Below are 21,292 nucleotides of genomic sequence, written 5' to 3'. Positions count from 1 at the left end.
GTACACCGAGGGCACCAGGTCAGGGGAGCACGTGTCAGAACAAGGGGCTGCCCGCCCGGATCTGGGCCGGGAAGCCGAACGGCCGGCCCCGGAACCGGATGTCTCCGCATCGGTCGCCGGCTGGGCGGCGGAGGTGAAGCGGTACGCGGCGGAGCGGCTGCCCGGCTATCTGGTGCCCGATGTGGTGGTCTCGTTGGACAGCCTGCCAATGACGGCGAACGGGAAAGCCGACCGGGCCGCCCTGCCGACTGCCGTGCTGTCCGGCCAAGCGGCTGGCCGGGCTCCGCAGACCGTGACCGAGACCGAGCTGTGCGCCCTGTTCGCGGAGGTGCTCCGGGTACCGCAGACCAGCGCCACCAGCGACTTCTTCGAGTGCGGCGGCAACTCCCTGCTCGCCATGCGGCTGGTGTCCCGAGTACGCGCCCGCATGGGCTACCAGATCACGGTGCGCGATGTGTTCGACGCGTCGACGGCCGAGCGGCTCGCCGCTCTGCTCAGCGTGCGCAGTGCCCCCGGGCCCGCGCTCACCCGGCGCCCGACGGCCGGGCCGGTGCCACTAGCGCCGGTCCAGCGCCGCCTGTGGTTCGTCAACAGGCTTGAGGGCGGGGGAGCGACATACAACATCCCGATACCGCTGCGGCTGCGCGGCCCGCTGGACCGTGCGGCGCTGTGGGCGGCACTGGAGACGTTGGTGGAACGCCACGAGAGTCTGCGCACGATATTCCCCGAGACGGACGGCGAACCCCACCAGGTGGTCCTGGACACCGCCCAGGCGTGCCCACGCCCCGACGTGATCGAGATCGCCAGAGACGAACTCGCCGTCTCACAGGCTGCGTTCGAGCGCCAGGGGTTCGATCTGCGTACCGACCCGCCGCTGCGGGCCCGGTTGTTCGCATTGGGCGACGAGGAACACTTGCTGCTGCTCGTGGTGCACCACATCGCGTGCGACGGCTGGTCGATGGAGCCGCTCGCAAATGACCTGGCCGCCGCCTACGCGGCGCACCACGAAGGCCGTGACGTAGGACTTCCGCCGCTTGCCGTCCACTACACCGACTTCGCGCGCTGGCAGCACGAGGTGCTGGGCACCGCCGAAGACCCGGACAGCGTCATGTCCCGCCAGCTCGCCTTCTGGACCGAGGCCCTCAGCGGCCTTCCGGACCAGCTGGAGCTCCCGCTGGACCGGCCGCGGCCCGCCCGGGAGAGCAATCGCGGCGCGACTGTGGACTTCACCATCCCACCGGATCTGACCCGCGCGATCGAGCGGCTGGCCGCCGAGTCGGGTGCGAGCACCTTCATGGTCGTGCAGGCGGCCCTCGCGGCTGTGCTGAATCGGCTCGGTGCCGGAGACGACATTCCCATCGGCACGCCCGCAGCTGGGCGGTCCGACGAAGCACTCGACGACGTCGTCGGGTTCTTCGCGAACACCCTCGTCCTGCGCACCGACACCTCGGGTGATGTGAGTTTCACCGAACTCCTCGGGCGTGTAAGGGAGTTCACGTTTCAGGCGCTGGCGCATCAGGAGCTTCCCTTCGACGTGCTGGTCGAAGCGCTGAACCCGCACCGCTCCACGGCCCGGCACTCCCTGTTCCAGGTGATGCTGGTGTTCGAGAACAACGCCGCTGCCCGGCTGCGGCTGCCCGGACTCGACGTGACTCCGCAGCCGTCACAGCTCGGCGTGTCCCGATTCGACCTGGTGGTCAGCGTCACGCCCCCGTCGGCCGACAGGGGTAACGGCCAGGGCATGGAGTGCTTCGTCGAGTACGCGAGTGATCTGTTCGACCGGGCGAGCGCCGAGCGCATCGCCGGATACCTGGTCACCATGCTGGAGCAGGTGACCGCTGATCCCGACGCGCCCGTCTCGGCAGCCGAGATACGCTCCGACGCGGAACGACAGGCCGTGGACGGCTGGAACGCCACCGGGCACGACGTCCGGCTGGCCACCCTGCCCGCCCTGTTCGAGGAGCAGGTGGCGCGCACTCCCGATCGGTGTGCCGTGGTTCACGAGGGCGAGTCGCTCACCTTCCGCGAGCTGAACTCGCGGGCTAACCGGTTCGCACGCTACCTGGTGCGCTGTGGTGCCGGACCGGAGCGGGTCGTGGCATTGGCCCTGCCGCGCTCGCTGGAGATGATCGTGGCCTTCTGGGCGGTGCTGAAGTCCGGTGCCGCTTATCTGCCGGTCGATCTGGACTATCCGGAGGCCCGGATCGAGGCGATGCTCGACGACGCCCGGCCGCCCCTGGTACTGACCACTACGGCCGTCTCCGGACGGCTGCCCCTGGGCTCGGTGCGGGTGCGGGTGGACGAGGAGGAGCTGGTCACCCGGCTGGCCGCCGAGAGCGACGAGAACCTGACGGACCCTGAGCGGCTGGCGCCGCTGCACCCGGAGCACCCCCTCTACGTCATCTACACCTCTGGCTCCACTGGCCGCCCCAAGGGTGTGGTCATGCCGGGCGCGCCGCTGGTCAACCTGCTTGCCTGGCACGCCACCTACATGCCTGCGGAAGACGACTCCGTGACGGCCCAGTTCGCCTCAACGAGCTTCGACCCGGCGGCTCAGGAAATCCTCTCCGCGGGTACGTCGGGCAAGACACTCGCCGTCCCGACCGACGCGGTGCGGCGCAGCCCGGCCGATCTGGCGCGCTGGCTGGAGCGGGAGCAGGTGACCGAACTGTTCGCGCCGACCGCGCTGATCGAGATGCTGTGCGTCCAGGCGCTACGCCTCGGGCTGTCCTTGCCCCGGTTGCGCCATGTGGCCCAGGGCGGTGAGGCGCTGGTGCTCACCGGGCCGGTGCGGGAGTTCTTCGACGCTGTCCCCGGCCGACGGCTGCACAATTACTACGGTCCGACCGAGACCCACGCGGCCACTGGGCGCACCGTTCCCGGGCCGTTCTCCGCGCAACCTGGAGACGTCCCTATCGGGCGGCCGGTCTGGAACACCCGGGTGCACCTCCTTGACCCGAACCTGCGACCAGTGCCCCGGGGCGTGGCGGGCGAGGCGTATATCGCGGGTGCGTGCCTGGCGCGGGGCTATCTCGACCGGCCGGACGAGACGGCCCGCCGGTTCCTCCCCGATCCGTTCGGCGAGCCGGGCAGCCGGATGTACCGCACCGGCGATCTTGCCCGCTGGAACGCCGAGGGCGAACTGGAGTTCCTCGGCCGCGACGACTTCCAGGTGAAGATCCGGGGCTTCCGGATCGAACTGGGGGAGGTCGAGGCGGCGCTGCGGGACCTGCACGGCGTGGCGCGGGCCGTGGTCACCGTGCGGTCCGGCGAGGGCGCCGGCCCGCGGCTGGCGGCCTACGTGGTGCCCGCCGAGGGTGCGGCGGTCGACCCCGCGGAGGTGAAGGCGGCCGTCGGGCTGAGGCTGCCCGGCTACATGATCCCCTCGGCCGTCATGGTGCTGGCCAGCCTGCCGATGACTCCGAACGGCAAGGTGGACCGGCTGGCCCTGCCGGCGCCCGCCGCGTCGGACGAGCCGGTGACCGGGGAGCCGAGCACCGATCTGGAGAAGCAGCTGTGTGCGCTGGTGGCGCGGGTGCTCGGGGTGCGGGCGGTGGGGGTCAGCGACGACTTCTTCGTCCGTGGCGGCCACTCCCTGCTGGTCACCCGGCTCATCGACATGGTCAGTGCTGAGCTGGAACTCGAGATGCCGGTGCGGGCCTTCTTCGACGAGCCGACCGTCGAGGGAATGGTGCGGCGCCTGGTTCCGGTGAGCAGTCCGCGCCCGGCTCTGCGCCCACGACGTGATCGCCCGGCGGCGTCCTGACCGGGTGCCCGACGGCAGGGCACGGCGGCGAGTTCCCCGCGGAAGTCACCACCAGAAGTTCATCAGGCAGAGAAGCACCGAAGACGCGGAAGCGCAGACGTCATCACGGCAGCGAAGGGTTACGACATGGCAGAGCAGCGGTGCGCGGCAGCGTTCGCCCAGCAGCGGCTGTGGCTGCTGCAGGAACTGGATCCGCAGGGAACCGCGTACCACGTGACCGAGGCGTTCACGGTCACCGGACCGCTGGACGTCAACGCGCTGTCCCGGGCGGCGAACGAACTGTGCACCCGGCACGAGGTGCTGAGGACCCGGTTCGAGCAGACCGACGGCGTGATCGTCCAAGTGATCGCCGACCCGGGCTCGGCCCAGGCGCGTCCGGGGTTCGAACTGACCCGGCTGCGGGTGGCGGGCCGGTCCGCCAGCGAGGCGGTGCGCGATTTCCACCGCTCCGAGATGCGGAGGCCTTTCAGCCTGGCGTCGGGACCGCTGCTGCGTCTGCACGTCGGTGAACTCGGCGCTGACGAACACGTCGTGGTCGTCACCGCGCACCACATCGTCTGTGACGGCTGGTCAATGGGTCTACTCCTTCGTGAACTGTCCGTGCTGTACCGGCAGTTCGCCTGCGGCGAGCCGTCCAACCTGTCCGACCCGGAACTCCAGTACGCGGACTACGCGGCCTGGGAGCGGGAGTGGCTTGACGAAGGGCGCACCGAGGAGTGCCTGCGCCACTGGCGGAGCCATCTGGCCGGAGCGCCCGCCTCCCTGTCCCTGCCGGCCGACCGGCCTCGCGGCGCCAGCCACTTCCCTGAGGCGGGGGTGCACGAGTTCACGCTGCCCGCGGAGCTGACCCGGTGCATCGGGGAGTTGGCGCGCGGCACGCGGTCGACCCGGCACACCGTGCTGCTCGCAGCCTTCCAGGCATTCCTCGCCAAGGTCAGCGGCGAACAGGACATAGTCGTCGGCTGCCCGGTGAGCGGACGGGGCCGCGCCGGTACCGAGTCACTGTTCGGGGTGCTGGTCAACACGCTGCCGCTGCGTGCCGATCTGAGCGACGACCCGGCCTTCACCGAACTGGTGGGCCGGGCGCGCTCCAGCGTCCTCGACGGCCAGGAGTACGGGGAGCTGCCCTTCGAACGCATCGTCGAGGAGCTGAACCCGGAGCGGGTCCAGGGTGTCAACCCGCTGTTCCAGGTGATGTTCCAGCTTCTCGAAGGCGACTTCGGCGGGCATCTCCCACTGGCCGGCACCCGTACCTCGCAGGTGCGGACCGCCCAGCCGACGACGTTCGTTGACCTCGCGCTGGACATGTACGCGGACGGGGAGCGGCTGCGTGCCTCGTTCAACTACAGCCGCGAACTGTTCGACGAGCAGACCGCCGCACGGCTCGCCGAGTGCTTCCTGGTTCTGCTCGCCGCCGCCGTGGAGGCACCTGGCACCACGGTGTCACGCCTGCCCTTGCTGTCCGCCGAGGCCGAGGCCGAGACGCTGCGCTCCTACGGCTGGGGGCCGGGCGTCCAGGTCCCGGCGGGTGAGACGGTGCTGACTGCCCTGGACGCCCAGATCGCCGAGCGTCCCGGGGACGTCGCCGTCAGCGACGCCCGCCACGAGTGGACCTATCAGGAGTTCGGCGACACGATCGCCTCGGTAGCCCGGGCGCTGCGCGCCGCGGGCGTCGGCCCGGGGGACCGGGTGGGCCTGCTGGCCGGGCGCAGTGGGCTGCTGCCCGCGGCCATGTTCGGCGTCCTGCGTGCCGGGGCCGTACTGGTGCCGCTGGACCCCGCCAATCCGGCGGACCGGTTGCGTGCCATCACCAGCGAGGCCTCGGTCCGGATGCTGCTCACCGACGCAGACCACCGAACCCGGGCCGCGGCGCTCGGGCTGCCGCTGTTGGATCTGGCGGATGCCGCCGCAGGTCCCCACGACGGGCCCGGGCCGGGCGGGACGGCGCCACGCCCCGACGACCCCGCTTACATCGTCTTCACCTCTGGGTCGACCTCGACCCCCAAGGGCGTGGTCGTTCGGCACGGCGCGCTGGCCAACCTGCTGCACTCGCACCGGGGGTCGCACTATGCGCGGATGGCGGCGGCCTGCCCCGAGGGCAGACTGCGGGTCGCTTTCACCTTGTCGGTGGCCTTCGACGCGAGCTGGGACCAGCTGCTGTGGATGGTCGACGGACACCTGCTGCACGTGGTGGACGACGACACCGCCCGGGACGCGCGGAGCCTGCTGACCACGCTGCGTGAGCGTGAGGTCGACGTCCTGGAGGCGACGCCCTCGTTCCTCGAACAGCTTGTCGGCCTAGGCCTGTTCGATGGACCCGGCCGAAGTGGTCCGTGGCTGTTCGTACTGGGCGGGGAGGCGATGCGTCCGTCGCTGTGGGCACGGCTCGCGTCCGAACCCGGAGTACTGGCGGTCAACCTGTATGGGCCGACCGAGTTCACCGTGGACGCGCTGGGTGCGGCAGTGACGAGCGGGTCCGGGCCGGTGGTCGGCACTCCGCTGGCCAACTGCCGGGCGATGATCCTCGACGGGACCGGGCGGCCGGTACCCCCCGGCGTGAGCGGCGAGATCTGTCTGTCCGGCCCGCAGCTGGCCGTGGGCTATCTGAATGACCCCGTGCGCACCGCCGAGAGTTTCGTGCCCGATCCCTACGCCGTCGAACCGGGCCAGCGGATGTACCGCACCGGCGACCTGGGGCGGTTCCGTCCGGACGGCCAGGTCGAGTACCTGGGTCGCGCCGACGGACAGTTGAAGGTCAGGGGATATCGCATCGACCCCGGGGAGGTGGAGTCCGCGCTGCTGTCGCATGCCCTGGTGCGGGATGCGGCCGTGGTGGCGCCCCCGGATGCCCACGGACGGCCTCGGCTCGCCGGGTACGTCGTCGCGGACGAGGGCCTGGGGACCAGGACGCTGCGCGAGCACCTGGCCGCCCGGCTGCCCGACTACATGGTTCCGGCCGCGATCGTCCGGGTGGCCGAGGTGCCCCGCAACGTCAGCGGAAAGATCGCCACGGCGCTGCTGCCCGCCCCCGCCGAGTCCGCACTGCGCGCGGCCGAGTTCGCTGCGCCTGTCGTCGGCACCGAGACTGAACTGGCGGAGATCTTCAGTGAAGTGCTCGGGATCGCGGACGTCGGCCGGTTCGATGACTTCTTCCGGCTCGGCGGTCACTCGCTGTCGGCGGTCCAGCTCCTCACGCGGATCCGGGGCCGTCTCGGCGTCGAGGTACCGCTGCGGACCCTCTTCGAGACCCCGACCGTGGCGGGGCTGGCCGCGACCCTGGACCGCGGGACCGGGCAACAGCAGACCCTCCCCGTTTTCCGCGGCCGGGACATGGCCGTCGCGTCCACCGCACAGCAGCGGCTGTGGTTCCTCCAGCAGGTCGCGCCCGGCGGCTTCGGCTACAACATGGTCGAGGCGCTGACGCTGCGAGGCCGGCTCAGCATCCCGGTACTGGCCGCCGCCATCCGTAGGACGGTGGCCCGGCATGATGTGTTGCGTAGCCGCTTCGAACTAGGTGACCACTGCCTCCGGCAGACCGTCGAGCCCCACTGGGGCCAGGACGTCACTGTCCTGGACCTGACGGATCTGCCTCTCCGGAAGGCGAAGGCCCGTGCCGCCGCGCACGTCCAGGAGGTGGGACGGCGGGTCTACGACCTGGCCACCGGTCCTCTGTTCGAGGCGTCCGTGCTCGCCCTGGCTCCCGACGAGCATGTGCTGGTCTTCGGGGTTCACCACATCGTCTGCGACGGCTGGTCGGTTCGGGTGCTGCTCGCCGAGGTGTCGGCCCACTACCGGGACATCGCTTCCGGGCGTGCCACCACGCTGCCCGAACCCCTCCTTCAGTACCAGGACTTCGCAGCATGGGAGCGAGAGCCAGCCCACGAGGCGCGGCTCGACGGGGATCTCGCGTACTGGCGCGCCGAGCTGGCCGGGGCCCCGGCCGAACTGGCCCTGCGGCCCGACCGGCTTCGGCCGCCCGTGCACTCCGGGCGGGGCGAGACCGTCCACTTCGAAGTGCCGCCCGATGTCACCGCCGAACTCACCGAACTGGCACACGCGCACCGCACCACACTGTTCAGCGTGCTGCTCGCCGCCTTCCAGGCGGTGCTGGCGCGCTGGACCGGGCAGCAGGACCTGTTGGTGGGCGTACCGGTCGCCGGGCGCACCCGACCGGAACTGGAAGACCTCATCGGCCTCTTCGTCAACATCCTGCCCATCCGGGGCCGACTGGACGACGACCCGACCTTCACGGACTTCCTGGACCAGGTCCGCGACACCGCGCTGTCCGGCTATGCCCATCAGGCGGCACCGTTCGAGCGGCTCGTCGAACTCGTCAACCCAGAACGGGATCTGGGGCGCAACCCGCTGGTCCAGGCCACCTGCCAGCTATTTGAGGACAGTGGCGCCGGAGAACTGCGCATCGACGGTGTGGTAGCCGAAAGCCAGCGGCTGGACATTCCCAGCAGCCGCTTCGACATCTCCCTCGACCTGACGCGCCAGGATGGTGGTCTTGCCGGTGAACTCTGCTACGACACCGATCTGTTCGGGCGCGAGACGATGTCCCGGCTCGCCGCGGCGTTCGCCACCTTCCTGCGCGAGGTCCGCACCGATCCGTGCCGACGCGTGAGGGACGTACCGTTGCCGCCCGGTTGCGACGCGGAACCGCTTGCGTCCCGGCTCGGCGCCGTGGAGAAGGTACTGCTCGGCCATCCGCAGATAGCGGAGGCCGCGGTGGTGGCCCACCGCGAACCGGACGGCGGCTCCCGGGTCGTCGCGCACCTGGTGCCGGCGAGCGGCACCGCAGCGGACGACGTAGAGGCGTTCATGGAGACCTGGCGCTTCGTCTTCGAGAGTACGTACACACCGGCCCAGGAGCCTCCGGATGCCGCGGGCGAGGCGGGCGGTGAGGCCTCTCTGCTCGGTTGGACCGACAGCTTCACGGGCGAGGCCATTCCGGCCTGCCAGATGGACGAGTGGGTGGCGAACACCGTGAACCGCGTCAGCGCGCTCGCCCCGCGCAGACTGCTGGAGATCGGCGCGGGAACGGGCCTCCTAGTACGCCCGCTGTGCGCACAGGCCCGCCCTGAACGGTACGTGGCGACCGACTACGCCGACTCCGCCGTGGACATGCTGCACCAGGTGGCCGAGGTGGCGGCCCGGGAAGGAACCGGTACCGAGATCCTGGTGCGGAAGGCCGACGCGCTGACGGCAGGCCGTGCCGTGGCCGGCCCCTACGACACGGTGGTGGTCAACTCGGTCGCCCAGTACTTCCCCTCCCTGGTCCACCTGAAGCAGGTTATCGACCACGCGGTGGCGGAGGTCGATAACGGCGGCCACGTGTTCCTGGGCGACCTGCGCAACAGCGCGCTGCGGGAAGCGTTCCTCGTGCTCCGGGAACATCGGCGCGCTGCTGTCGGGACGGACCGCGAGACTGTGCGCGACGCCGTTGAGCGAGGGCTGCAGGCCGACAGTGAGCTCAGTGTGGACCCATGCTTCTTCCAGGAGCTGGTGGACGACCACGACCGCATCACAGCGGTCGAGATCGCGCCGCGACGCGGGACCGGGGCCAACGAGATGGCGCTGTTCCGGTACGACGTGGTGCTGCATGTGGGCTGTCCCCCCGAGGATGACCCGACGCAGTGGGACACCGACGGCCCGGTCGGCGCCGAAGCGATCGCACGGCGGCTCGCCGCCGAACCCGAGGCGTTCGCCTACCGGCAGGTCGCCAACGCCCGGCTCACTGAGGCACTGTCCCTACGCGACTTCTACGGGTTGACCTCGACCGACGACCCAGGTCCGGCGAGCGCGCAGGACCACGAGGCAGTCGACCCAGAGGAGCTGTGGCGGCTCGGCGAGCTGCACGGCAGGGCCGTCCGCGTCGGCTGGGCGCGGTCCGGAGCACACGGCACCATCGACGTCGTGTGCCGGGCTGTGGACCGGTCTGGTCACTACACGCTCAGCGAACCGCTGACCGCCCGGCCCACGGGCCAGCGGGTGCGCGGTGGGACACCGCCGCGTGGCGTCCTGGCGCCGCGACTGGAACACGCGCTGACCGAGTCCCTGCGGCGGGACCTGATCGCGTGTGGGCTGGAGGACAAGGTGATTCCCCGTCAGTTCGTTTTTCACGCTGGCCCCTTGGACTGTGCGGCGTGGTCCGTGTGACCAGCGACCGAACCACACAGGAAGGACTGATTCCGCCCATGTCTGACTCCCCGCATCCGGACCGCGTCGTCATCAAGATCGGTACCTCGTCTCTGGTCACCGACGGAAACCTGGACCCGGCCAAGGCGGATTCCCTCGCCGCGTCCGTGGCCGGCCTGGTCCGTGACGGTCTGCGCCCAGTCCTGGTGACCTCGGGAGCCATCGCGCTGGGAGCCGCCAGCCTTGGCGGCGCCCGCACCGAAGCAGCCACGACGCGGCAACTCGCGGCAGCCGTAGGGCAGGGCGCGCTGTTCGAGGCGTTCCGGTCCCGCCTGGCCGACCACGGGCTGACGGCGGCCCAGTTCCTGTTCACGCCGGTGGACCTGCTCGACGACCGGCATCGCGACGGAATCAAGTCCGTGCTCGGGCACGCCTTGGACCGAGGTGTCATTCCGGTGGTCAATGAGAACGACGCCGTCCAGGTGCGCAACAACGACATTCTCGCGGCGCTCTTGAGCGTGCTGCTCCAAGCGCACCGGCTCATGCTGCTCACCGACGTGCCGGGGCTGTACGGAAGCGATCCGCGGACGGATCCGGATGCCCGGCTCGTCCCCGAGGTCAAGGGGATGACGGTGGAACTGGAGCGCCTGGCCGGGGCGTCGGGCACCGGGCCGGGATCCGGCGGCATGGTCAGCAAGCTGGGCGCCGCGTGGATCACCAGCCTGGCCGGGGTCACGACCGTGATCGCCGCCGCGGGGGAGTCGGACGTCCTGGCCAGGGCGTTGCGTGGGGAACCCGTGGGAACCGTCGTGCACCCGTGTCCCGCCCCGCGCGGGTACGACCTCGGTCAGTTGTGGCGCGCGTTCGCGGGCCCGCCGCGCGGCACCGTCACCGTCCTGGGCCGCGTCGCCCACGACGGCGGAGCAGTGCCGCTCAGCTCCGTCGCGCGGACCGAGGGCACCTTCGCCGTCGGCGACATCGTCGACATCGTGGCGCGGGACGGCCGGCCGGTAGCCAGGGGCCGCACCCGTGCCAGCTCCCGTCGGCTGGCCGAGCTGTGCGCGAGCGAGGACGTGACCGAGCGCCGTAGCCACGACATGACCGTTCTGCACCACACCGAGTACGTCACACTTCAGGAGGTCTGCTGATGTCCGTCACCGAGATCTGCCGCGCCGCGGCCGCCGCGTCCCGCGAGTTGAGAGATATCCCCACCGAAGTCAAGGACCGCGTGCTGGAGCGGATCGCCGTGGCCCTCAGCTCGCACCGGGAGGAACTGAAGGCGGCCAACGCCCTCGACACCGACGCCGCGCGCCTGGCGGGAACCTCCGCCACCCTCGTCGACCGGCTCACCCTCACGGACAAGCGCATCGACGGCATGGCCGCGGCCATCCGCACCATCGCCGCGCTCCCGGATCCGGTGGGAGCGGTGACCGGTGGCATCACCCGGCCGAACGGTCTGGTCATCGAGCAGGTGCGGGAACCGCTCGGGGTGGTGGCGGTGGTCTACGAGGCCCGGCCCAACGTCACCGCCGATGTAGCTGCCCTGTGCCTGAAGTCCGGCAACGCGGCTGTGCTGCGCGGTTCGTCCATCGCGCAGCACAGCAACACCGCCATCGCAGCGGTGATCGAGGAGGTGCTCGCCGGACAGAGCGACATTCCCGTCGATGCCGTACGCCTTATCCCTGACACCTCCCGTGAGTCCGTTCTCGAACTGCTGCGGGCCGAGGAGTATGTGGACCTCGTCGTCCCGCGCGGCGGCCCCAGCCTGATCCAGACCGTCAAGGAGCACGCCAGGGTCCCCACCGTGATCGACGGCGACGGCAACTGCCACGTGTACGTGGACGCCTCCGCGGACCTGTCCCGTGCCACCGGCATCGTGGTCAACGGCAAGACCTCGCGGCCCAGTGTGTGCAACGCCGTGGAGACCCTGCTGGTCCACGAGTCCGTCGCCGGCCAGTGGCTGCCGGGCTGTCTCGACGAACTCGCCGCCCTCGGGGTGAGCGTGCGCGGTGACGAGCGCACCCGCGAGCTTTGGCCGAAGGCGGAGACCGCAGAGGAGAGCGACTGGTCGACCGAGTACCTGGACCTGGTTCTCGCCGTAAAGGTCGTCGTTGACCTCGACGAGGCACTGGACCACATCGACCGCTACGGGACCCGCAACGCCGAGGCGATCGTGGCCCAGGACATCTCGGTGGCCCGCCGGTTCGCCCGCCGTACCGACTCCGGCAGCGTCTTCGTCAACACCTCGACGCGGTTCTCCGACGGTGGCGAGTTCGGCTACGGCGTGGAGATCGGTGTCTCCACGCAGAAGCTGCATGCCCGCGGCCCCATGGGGCTGGAGTCGCTGACCTGTGTCAAGAACGTGGTCTGGGGCGAAGGCCAGATTCGCGTTCTGTGACTGCGCACCGGGCGACGCACGCCCGCGTCACCGTGCCATGAGAGGAGACACAGTGGCACTACGTCATTCGACCCTGGTGGACAGCCTTTCGGAGGCGGCTTCGATCAAGCAGAACAACCGGGTCTACGACTTGCGAGCCGACGGAGCGGATGTGATCACACTCTCCCTCGGCGAGGCCTTCTTCGATATCCCCACCCCGTCCTTCGACGAACTCGGGCCCGCCGCTCACCACTACTCGCACTCGCGAGGCGTACCTCTGCTGCGGCAGAAGCTGGCCAAGTACCACGAGGAGGGGTCGGGCACTCCCGTTGACCCCGACCGGGAGATCATGATCACCGCTGGGTCCAAGGCCGCGGTCTTCATGGCCCTTACCGCGCTCGTCGAGCCCGGTGACGAGGTGATCGTCCCGGAACCTTTGTGGGTGAGCTACCCCGACCAGGTCCGTCTCTGCCGGGGCATACCGGTCACCGTGCCGTGGGGCGGCACCGTGGAAGACATCGCCGCCCGAGTCACCCCGCGTACCCGGGCCGTTGTCATCAACAACCCGCACAACCCCACCGGTCGGCGGTTGACGGCGGCGGAGCTGCGCCGGCTGCACGAGCTGGCCGATGAGCACGGCCTGGCGCTCATCGCCGACGAGGTCTACAGCGAGTTCGTGCCGGACCACGAACCGTTCGTCTCCACGGGGGCGTTTGACCCGGACAGGGAGCACACCGTCATCTGCAACTCGATGTCGAAGAACTTCGGCATCTCGGGTTGGCGTGTCGGCTATCTCATCGCGGGCGAGGGGCTCATCGAGCAGGTGACCAAACTCCAGCAGCACCTGGTGACCTGCGCACCGACGATCCTGTGCCAGTACCTTGCGGAGAACTTCGAAGCGGTGCTCGCCTCCACCAGGCCGCAGATCCACGCCATGGTGGAACGGCGTGGGCGGGTCGCCGCGGCCCTCGCCGCGCGCGGTGTGGAGTGTCTGCCCGGCGACTCCACGTTCTATCTCTTCGCCTCGCTGGGCCGGTCCTCGCTCGGTTCGACGGAGTTCGCCGAGGAACTGCTCAGCCGGTACCGGGTGAGTGTCGTCGCGGGCGCCGCCTACGGCGCCTCGTGTGAGGGGTTCATCCGCGTCTCGATCGGCGCGGAACCCGAGGATCGGCTGCTGCGCGGAGTGCGCGCCATTTGCGATCTGATCGACGAAACCAGCACCGGAGCGGTCCGATGACCATCACCACCGTGTCCTTCATCGGCTGCGGCCGGATCACCCGGGCCATGGTCGAGGGCCTGGTCACATCGGGCTGGCCGGCGCAGAACCTGCGCGGGGTCTCCCGGGGCGGCAAAAGCGCGCGCGCCCTCGCGGAGGGTTTCGGGACGGTCGCGACGGCGACTGTGGCCGAGGCGGTGGAGCGGGCCGACCTGGTTGTGCTCGCCGTGGACCCGCCCGCGGCAGCCGAGGTGCTGCGGGAGATCCGAGCCAGCCTCGGGGGCCGCCAGCTGCTGCTGTCCCTGGTGGCCTCCTGGCCGGCCGACCGGGTGGCCGAGGCGGTTGGGCACGGCGCCCCGGTGGTGCGTGCCGTCCCCAACGTGGCGGTGGCCGCGTGCGCGGGGGCCACGGTGCTGTGTGCCGGACCGGGAGCCGGCCCCGGTCATCTCGCTGCTGTTCAGCGCCTGTTCGGTCGGACTGGGGGGTCGTTCCTGGTGGACGAGAAACACATGGAGACGGTCAGCGCGCTGTCCGGAGCCGGCCCCGCGCTGCTGGCCCAGTACGCGCGGACACTGGCCGACGCGGCGGCGGGACAGGGGCTGCCGGCCCGCCTAGCCGAACAGCTGACCGCGCACGCCCTACGGGGGACCGGTGAGCTGTTGGCGGGGACCGGGCACAGCACCGAGGACGTGATCGACTCCGTTGCCTCACCTGGCGGGATGACCCGGCAGGCGCTGGAGACCCTGGAGCGATCCGATCTGCCGAAGCGGGTCGCGGACGCGCTGACGGCGGCGGTGAACCTGTCACTGGCGCGGATGCCCGCGCGGGAGGAGAGCGCGCCCATGTGACGAATCCGCGGCTGCCCGCGCCTCTTCGCGGCCGGTAGGCAAGTGCCCCGCTACGGCCCCGGAGCGTACCGCCAGACCTGTCATCGGCCCGACTCCCGTCCGTCACAGGAGCATCGTTGTGTCCTCGTCCGCAAAGACCGTGTCCTATCTGGACATTCTCAAGATCCCCCATGCGCCACGCACCTTCCTGGCCGCGCTGGTCGCTCGGCTGGCCTACGGCACCGTCTTCCTGGCGCTGGTCCTGACCGTCAGTGCCGCGACCGGCTCGTACACCATGGCTGGCGGGGTACTCGCCCTCTTCGGTCTGACCAGTTCCGTTCTGGCACCCTTCCGGGCCCGGCTCGTCGACCGGTACGGCGCGCGTCGGGCGCTGCTGCCGATGGCCTGCGTCTGCGCGGTGCTGCTGGGCAGCATCGCCGTCGTGGCCTGGGAACCGGGGGCCCCCCGAGCGATGCTGTGGATCCTCGGTGGCGCGAGCGGAGCTACCGCACCGCCGGTCGGCCCGTTCATGCGCTCCCTGTGGGCGGCTGTGATCCCGTCCGACCGTGAACTCCTCCAGCGGGCCTACGCCCTGGACACCGTGACGGAGGAACTGATCTACGTCGTGGGCCCGTTGCTCGCCGGAGCCTTCACCGCCTTCGCGGACCCGGCCCTGGGCGTCGCGTTCAGCGCCGCACTGCTGCTGATCGGCACCGCGGCGCTGGTGGCCTCGCCGGTCGTGGCGGACCTGCACCTCGGCCCGCCCACGGAGCGGGAGGACCGGGCCGTGCCCGGAGACCGGCAGAGCGGGCCGAGAGCGGCACCAGCCGGGCCGTCGCGCCGTTTCTGGCCGGGAGGCGGCCTGCTCGAACCGGTCGTCATCACGGCGGGCCTCGGCGCCGGACTCGGTGCGCTGAGTCTGCTGACGGTGGCGTTCGCCGACGAACACGGCAGTGTGGCCTCGGTGTCCTGGATCCAGGCGGCGCTTTCGGTGAGCAGCGTCCTGGGCGGTCTCCTTTACGGGGCAGTGAGCTGGCGTCTTTCCAACCAGATACGCCTGCCGTTGCTCGCCGTTCTACTGAGTTTCTTCTGCGCACTTGCGGGACTGGCCGGTGGAATGGTTATGCTCGCTATTGTCATCGCCGGTGCGGGATTCCTTATATCGCCTGCCCTCACGACCGCTTATCTCCGAGCCGGTGAGGTGAATCCAGAGGGGAATTCGACCGAGGCAAACACCTGGGTGGGCAGCGCCTTCAATACCGGGAACGCCGCTGGTTCCGCAGGTTTCGGGCTGCTTCTGGCCCCATTCTCGGTGGCGGCATGTTTTGTGCTTGCCGGTGTGGTCATTTTCCTTCCGGCTGCCCTTGTCGCCCTTCGTGTCTGCTGGCAGAAAATGAGTTCAAAGAAAGAGCTTGCGGATTCACCAGGACCTGCTAGCTTGAATTCGAAATAAGGCCCGAAGTCCTGGGAATCCTAAATTCACTCGCAAAAGCTGATTGGGGAATGCTGTGACCATCCTGGAGAACGCGCCGACCGGTCTCGCCGAGGAGCAGAAGGTAGCTGTCCGCTCGGTCTATCAGGAGGTGGCCGCCGAGTACGACGAGCGCATCCCGGGTAGCGGGCCCACCGACGAGGGCTTCACCCAGGCCGAGCGTGACTTCGTGCTCAGCAAGGTGCGCGCCGGTCAGAAGGTGCTGGACATGGGGTGCGGTACGGGACGGTTCACCGTTCCCATGGCCGAGGCCGGCGTCCAGGTCACCGGCCTCGACATCTCCCGGGCCATGCTGGACGTCACCGAGGCCAAGCTGTCCGCTCGGGGTCTGTCCGGGGACCTGTACGAGGGGGACATGGCGCACCTTCCCTTCGAGGACAACTCATTCGACGTGGTGACCAGCATGCTGGCGCTGATGCACATCCCGCTCGAGGACCGCGAGGCGGTCTTCGCAGAGGTGGCCCGTGTGCTCCGTCCCGGCGGCCGCCTGGTCATCGGCGTCAAGAACGGCCTGTTCGAGCAGTTCTTCAAGGGCGACCGCTTCGCCGCCGTGGACATCACGGATGTCGAGGCGAAGCAGCTGCTGTTCACCAAGACGCGCGGCGGCAAGGACCTCACCGCGCCGTGGTACAGCTTCACCCCCCAGGACCTGAACGCGCTGTGTGCCGCTTCCGGCATGACCGTGACGCATCTGCGGGGCAACTCCACGATCTCCGCCTGGCTCGCCGACGAGGTGCTGCAGGACAACGGCGTCGCCGGTGTGGTGCGTGCCCTGGAGAAGAACCTGGGTGACGTCCCGCCGTTCAACCACCTGGGCTACCACATCCTCGTCGAGGCCGTGAAGCCCCGTCGCTGACGCCCCGTAGTGAGCACGGGCCGCACCGGACGCCGGTGCGGCCCGGCCCTCCGGCCTTTCCCGCTTTCCGTCCCGAGGAGAACCCATGGACATGCAGATGGTCGTCGTGAACGGCGAGGAGCAGTACTCGATCTGGCCCGCTCGGCTCGCCGTCCCCGGCGGCTGGCGCCGCGAAGGCTTCACCGGTGACAAGGCGGCCTGTCTGGCGCACATCGCCGAGGTGTGGACGGACATGCGCCCGCGGAGTATCCGGGAAGAGGTGCCGGCCCGGTGAAGGATGCGGCGGACGGACCGGCCGTCGCGCGCGGCCGGACCCTCACCGAGATCTTCGAGCGGCAGGCCGACCGGATTCCGGACGCCGTCGCCGTCGTGGGCGAGGACGGCAGCCTGACCTACCGCGAACTCGACGAGGCCGCCAACCACGTGGCCCACGAGCTGACGGGAGGCGGGCTGCGGCCAGGGCAGGCGGTGCTGTGCGCCTTCCCGCGTGGCAGCCGGGCCGTCGTGGCCCAGCTCGCCGTCTACAAGGCCGGTGCGGTACATGTGCCTGTCGACCCCGCCGCTCCGGCGGCGCGGCTGCGGTACCTGGCCGAACGGACTCGGGCCGCGGCCGTCCTCACGGACGACGGAGGTCCAGAGACCGGCACTGCGTGGGACGTGGCCGCAGGCACCGGGGCGGGCAACGGAGTACGTACGGATTCCACAGTCGGCCGTGATGTCCTGGCCGAGCTCACCCCGCTGTACAGCACCGTGGGTCTCGATCAGCGCAGCGCCCGCCGCCCAGACATCCAGGTGGACCCCGAGGAAACGGCGTACATCATCTTCACCTCCGGCTCGACCGGGGAGCCCAAGGGTGTCGTGGTGTCCCACCGGGCGATCGTGAGCACCACCCTCGCCCGGTTCCGCCACTACCCGGAGCCAGTGACCCGGTTCCTGATGATCTGGCAGATGACGTTCGACGCCGCCATCGGCTGCGTTTGGTGGGCTCTGGCGTCCGGCGGCACGGCCGAACTGGCGCCGGCCTCCCTCGACGGGATCATGGCCGCCGTCGACGCCATGCTGACCGGCGACAAACGGATCTCGCACACCGCGATGACCCCGTCGCACTATCGCACCGCGCTGCGCAGGCTGCCGGGTCCCTCCGCCGGGCCCGCGGCCATCCTCGTGGCCGGTGAACCGTGCCCGCCGCAATTGGTCACCGAACACGCCAGGCTCCAGCCGATGACCCGTCTGTACAACGAGTACGGGCCAACCGAGGCAGCCGTATGGTGTACCGGCACGGAGCTGCGTACGGGCGAGGAGATCACCGCCGGCACGGCGATCGAAGGCACCGGGATCCTGGTGCTAGACGAGGCGGGGCAACCGGTCTCGCCGGGTGGGCGGGGCGAGGTGTACGTCACTGGCGCCGGGCTCGCGACCGGCTACCTCCAGGACCCGCATCTGACCTCGCAACGTTTCCTCGACCACCCCGACGGGCGCCGCTATCGCACCGGTGACCTTGGGCGGCTGCTGCCAGACGGCCGACTGGTCGTGGTCGGCCGCACCGATCACCAGCTCAAGATCCGCGGCCATCGCGTCGAACCGGGCGAGATCGAGGCCGTCCTGCAGACCCACCCCGACATCGCGCAAGCCGTGGTGACCGAGAACCACGGCCAGTTGATCGCGTTCGTCGTTCGCCGTGCCGCCGCGGACCCCGCACCCCTCGCCGCGCGCTGAGCACACTGATCAGCAGACTCCCCGCCACCACTCACCGGCACGGCCCCGTCCTGCCCTGGGAGCGAAACACCATGACAGATTCCATCTCCGCACAGGTCAAACAGGTCCTCGTCGACACACTCGACGTCGATTTCCGTCCCGGGGACATCGACGACCGTCTCTCGCTCTACTCGACGACCATCAGTCTGGATTCACTGACCCTGCTCCGGCTCATCACCGAGCTGGAGCGGGTGTTCGGCTGCGAGATCGACGATGAGGCCGTGATGTCGGCTGATCTCGTCGACGTGGGCAGCCTGGTCGAACTCGTGCTCGGCCAGTTGGACGTGGCAGGCGTGGCCATGGCCCAGGCCGACCCGGCAGGACAAGGAGTACCCCAGTGACGGTGAGCACCGGCATGCCGCACCCCGTGCACCACACACCAGGCGGGGTCCCGACCCACTGGTACAACGTCGTCGCCGACCTGGCGGGATACGTGCCGCAGGAGCGCAGGCCCGCACAGCGGGCCGGGAGTCACGCACTGCGCCCGCAGCTCCCTCTGTCGATCTACCGGCAGAGCGTCAGCAACGAGCCGTTCATCGACATCCCAGCCGAGGTCCGAGCCGAGTACGAACGGTGGCGCCCCACCCCGCTGGTGCGGGCCCACCGCCTGGAACGGATGCTCCGTACCCCCGCGCGGATCTACTACAAGTACGAGGGGGCCAGTCCGTCCGGCAGCCACAAGCTGAACTCGGCCATCGCGCAGGCGTACTACTACAAGAAGGCCGGCGTGCGCGAGCTGGTCACCGGCACCGGGGCGGGCCAGTGGGGCACCGCGCTGGCTATGGCGTGCACCGCGTACGACATGGCGTGCACCGTCTTCATGGTGCGGTGCAGCTACGACCAGAAGCCGCAGCGGCGCCTGCTGATGGAGCTGAACGGTGCCCGCGTCATCCCCAGTCCGAGCGTCACCACCAAGGCGGGCACGTCGATCGTCGCGGACGATCCCGAATGCGCCGGCAGCCTGTCCGTGGCCAGCTCCGAGGCCCATGAGTACGCCAACGAAGGCGACGGGGTCCGGTACTCGGCAGGCAGCGGCGACAACCACGTACTGCTGCACCAGACGGTGATCGGGCAGGAAGCGCTCGCCCAACTGGAGGCGCTCGGGGATTATCCGGACACGGTGGTCGCCGCGCTGGGCGCGGGCAGTAACTTCGCCGGCCTCACCATGCCCTTCTACCGGGACTCGGTGACCACGGGACGCAGGGCCCGGCTGGTCGCCGTCGAGCCCAAGTCCTGCCCCAAACTGACCCGGGGCGTCTACACCTGGGATCACCACGACGCGCTGGGCAACACACCCATGTCCAAGATGTACACGCTGGGGCACAGGTTCATCCCCTCGCCGATCCACGCGGGCGGACTGCGCTACCACGGTGCGGCGCCGGTGATCAGTTGGATGTACCACGAGGGTCTCGTCGACGCGGTCGCTTACGGGCAGCGCGCCGTCTTCGAGGCGGGCGCGGCCTTCGCCCGCGCCGAACAGGTCATCCCGGCCCCGGAGTCGGCGCACGCCATCCGGCACGTTATCGACCGGGCAGAGCGGGCGCGGGAGACCAACACCCCGGAGACGATCCTGTTCAACCTCAGCGGCCACGGGCTCATGGACCTCGGGTCCTACGAGAAGTGGATGCAGGGCCTCCTGGAGGAAGACTCCGTCGCCGACGCCGAGGTCGAGCGGGCACTGGCCTCGCTTTCCCGGCCCGCAGGCGAGTGAGGAGCTGGCTGTGGACCTCGACTGGACACCAGACCAGCGCGATTTGTACGACCGGCTCCGTCGGCTGACCGCGGAACGGGAGACAGACGAGACGAGCGGAGCCGACCCGGACTGGGCGGTCCTCGCCCAGGCGGGCGTCATGGCCCTGCCCATCCCCGAGGAGTACGGCGGTCTTGGCCACTCGGCGCTCACCTGCGCGGTCGGTTTGGAGGGCCTCGGATACGGCTGCGCCGACACCGGGCTACTCGTCTCGGCAGGCGCGCACACCTGGGCCGTGGAGATCCCGCTGCTCACATACGGGACCGACGAGCAGCGGCGCGCCTACCTGCCCGCCCTCGCGAGCGGCCGCTCGGTCGGCGCCCACGCCATCACCGAGACCGGCTCCGGGTCGGACGCCCTCGCCATGGAGGCCACCGCCCGACCGAAGGGCGGCGGCTATGTCCTCAACGGACGCAAGCGCTTCGTCACCAACGCCCCCGACGCTGACGTCTTCCTCGTCTACGCCACGCTGGGCACGCAGTTCGGCTTCACCGGCGTCACCGCGTTCCTCGTCGAGCGCGGACACCCGGGGCTGCGCGTGGAGCCGGAGCACGAGAAGGCGGGACTGGTCTCGTGTTCATGGGGCCAGGTGGTACTGGACGACTGCGTGGTCGACGCGAGCATGCGGCTGGGCGCGGAGAAGCAGGGGTCGCAGATCTTCGCCACGGTGATGGCCTGGGAACGGACTCTGCTACTCGCTCCGTTGCTGGGAGCGATGGATCGGCAGATCGACGACTGCGTCCGACGGGCCCGTACACGGCGCCAGTTCGGACGGCGTATCGGCTCGTTCCAGTCGGTGTCGAACCGGATCGTGGACATGCAGCTGCGGCTGGAGACCAGCCGCGGACTGGTCCGCGCGGCCGCTTGGGAACTGGACCGGGCCGCCGGGGGCAAAGAGCGCGGGTCCGCCCTCCCGGAACTGGCGAAGCTGCACGTCAGCGAGTCAGCCGTGGCCACCTTCGAGGACGCGATGCAGGTGTTCGGCGGCTACGGCTACACCGAGGGCGCCGGGATCGCGCGGCGGTTGTCGGACGCGCTCGGTACCCGGATCTCGTCGGGGACGTCCGACATGCAGCGGGATGTCGTGGCGGCAAAGCTCGGATTGAGGTGAG

Annotated in this window: 13 protein-coding genes; all 13 read left to right on the top strand. The window is 70.0% G+C overall.

Annotation, left to right across the window (positions count from 1 at the left end; translation table 11 throughout):
* Positions 1–31 precede the first annotated feature (31 nt).
* The 13 genes from GCN81_RS30180 to GCN81_RS30120 all read left to right on the top strand — a co-directional run bounded on the left by GCN81_RS30180 (position 32) and on the right by GCN81_RS30120 (position 21,291).
* Positions 32–3,766, top strand: a complete 3,735-nt coding sequence (locus GCN81_RS30180; RefSeq protein ID WP_197287852.1) for a non-ribosomal peptide synthetase — start codon at positions 32–34, stop codon at positions 3,764–3,766.
* Between the two features lie 126 nt (positions 3,767–3,892).
* Entirely contained in the window at positions 3,893–9,928 is a 6,036-nt protein-coding gene (locus tag GCN81_RS30175) for a non-ribosomal peptide synthetase (protein WP_156727717.1), read from the top strand.
* A 38-nt stretch (positions 9,929–9,966) separates the two neighbouring features.
* The gene (gene proB / locus GCN81_RS30170) at positions 9,967–11,055 is read left to right on the top strand and encodes a glutamate 5-kinase (protein WP_156727716.1); all 1,089 of its coding nucleotides are present in this window, start codon (positions 9,967–9,969) and stop codon (positions 11,053–11,055) included.
* Positions 11,055–12,305: a glutamate-5-semialdehyde dehydrogenase gene (locus GCN81_RS30165; protein WP_156727715.1), complete on the top strand. Its 1,251-nt coding sequence runs from the start codon at positions 11,055–11,057 to the stop codon at positions 12,303–12,305. The genes proB and GCN81_RS30165 overlap by 1 nt, the downstream gene beginning before the upstream one ends.
* Positions 12,306–12,357: 52 nt before the next feature.
* Positions 12,358–13,521, top strand: a complete 1,164-nt coding sequence (locus tag GCN81_RS30160) for a pyridoxal phosphate-dependent aminotransferase (RefSeq protein WP_197287851.1) — start codon at positions 12,358–12,360, stop codon at positions 13,519–13,521.
* Entirely contained in the window at positions 13,518–14,348 is an 831-nt protein-coding gene (locus GCN81_RS30155; RefSeq protein ID WP_156727713.1) for a pyrroline-5-carboxylate reductase family protein, read from the top strand. The genes GCN81_RS30160 and GCN81_RS30155 overlap by 4 nt, the downstream gene beginning before the upstream one ends.
* A 118-nt stretch (positions 14,349–14,466) precedes the next feature.
* Entirely contained in the window at positions 14,467–15,780 is a 1,314-nt protein-coding gene (locus GCN81_RS30150; protein WP_197287850.1) for an MFS transporter, read from the top strand.
* A gap of 55 nt (positions 15,781–15,835) precedes the next feature.
* On the top strand, positions 15,836–16,675 hold the full coding sequence (locus tag GCN81_RS30145) for a methyltransferase domain-containing protein (protein ID WP_156727712.1): 840 nt from the start codon (positions 15,836–15,838) through the stop codon (positions 16,673–16,675).
* 85 nt (positions 16,676–16,760) lie between these two features.
* Positions 16,761–16,949 carry an MbtH family protein gene (locus GCN81_RS30140; protein ID WP_156727711.1) on the top strand — a complete coding sequence of 63 codons (189 nt, stop codon included), beginning with the start codon at positions 16,761–16,763 and terminating at the stop codon, positions 16,947–16,949.
* Positions 16,946–18,391, top strand: coding sequence for an amino acid adenylation domain-containing protein (locus GCN81_RS30135; protein ID WP_197287849.1), 1,446 nt, complete (start codon positions 16,946–16,948; stop codon positions 18,389–18,391). The genes GCN81_RS30140 and GCN81_RS30135 overlap by 4 nt, the downstream gene beginning before the upstream one ends.
* A gap of 71 nt (positions 18,392–18,462) precedes the next feature.
* Positions 18,463–18,771 carry an acyl carrier protein gene (locus tag GCN81_RS30130; protein WP_156727709.1) on the top strand — a complete coding sequence of 103 codons (309 nt, stop codon included), beginning with the start codon at positions 18,463–18,465 and terminating at the stop codon, positions 18,769–18,771.
* Positions 18,768–20,141 carry a TrpB-like pyridoxal phosphate-dependent enzyme gene (locus GCN81_RS30125; protein ID WP_231627075.1) on the top strand — a complete coding sequence of 458 codons (1,374 nt, stop codon included), beginning with the start codon at positions 18,768–18,770 and terminating at the stop codon, positions 20,139–20,141. The genes GCN81_RS30130 and GCN81_RS30125 overlap by 4 nt, the downstream gene beginning before the upstream one ends.
* A 10-nt stretch (positions 20,142–20,151) precedes the next feature.
* Entirely contained in the window at positions 20,152–21,291 is a 1,140-nt protein-coding gene (locus GCN81_RS30120; RefSeq protein WP_197287848.1) for an acyl-CoA dehydrogenase family protein, read from the top strand.
* Position 21,292: the final 1 nt, after the last annotated feature.

This window comes from Streptomyces apocyni, assembly GCF_009739465.1.
In the GTDB taxonomy this organism is placed as follows: Bacteria; Actinomycetota; Actinomycetes; order Streptomycetales; family Streptomycetaceae; genus Streptomyces; species Streptomyces apocyni.
Note: the sequence above shows the minus strand (reverse complement) of the source record. Positions and strands in the feature narration are given on the sequence as shown.

Excerpts from the sequence above, each read along its gene's own strand:
- GCN81_RS30140 (WP_156727711.1), top strand. The coding sequence starts at position 16,761 with ATGGACATGCAGATGGTCGTCGTGAACGGCGAGGAGCAGTACTCGATC.
- GCN81_RS30155 (WP_156727713.1), top strand. The coding sequence starts at position 13,518 with ATGACCATCACCACCGTGTCCTTCATCGGCTGCGGCCGGATCACCCGG.
- proB (WP_156727716.1), top strand. The coding sequence starts at position 9,967 with ATGTCTGACTCCCCGCATCCGGACCGCGTCGTCATCAAGATCGGTACC.
- GCN81_RS30130 (WP_156727709.1), top strand. The coding sequence starts at position 18,463 with ATGACAGATTCCATCTCCGCACAGGTCAAACAGGTCCTCGTCGACACA.
- GCN81_RS30175 (WP_156727717.1), top strand. The coding sequence starts at position 3,893 with ATGGCAGAGCAGCGGTGCGCGGCAGCGTTCGCCCAGCAGCGGCTGTGG.
- GCN81_RS30165 (WP_156727715.1), top strand. The coding sequence starts at position 11,055 with ATGTCCGTCACCGAGATCTGCCGCGCCGCGGCCGCCGCGTCCCGCGAG.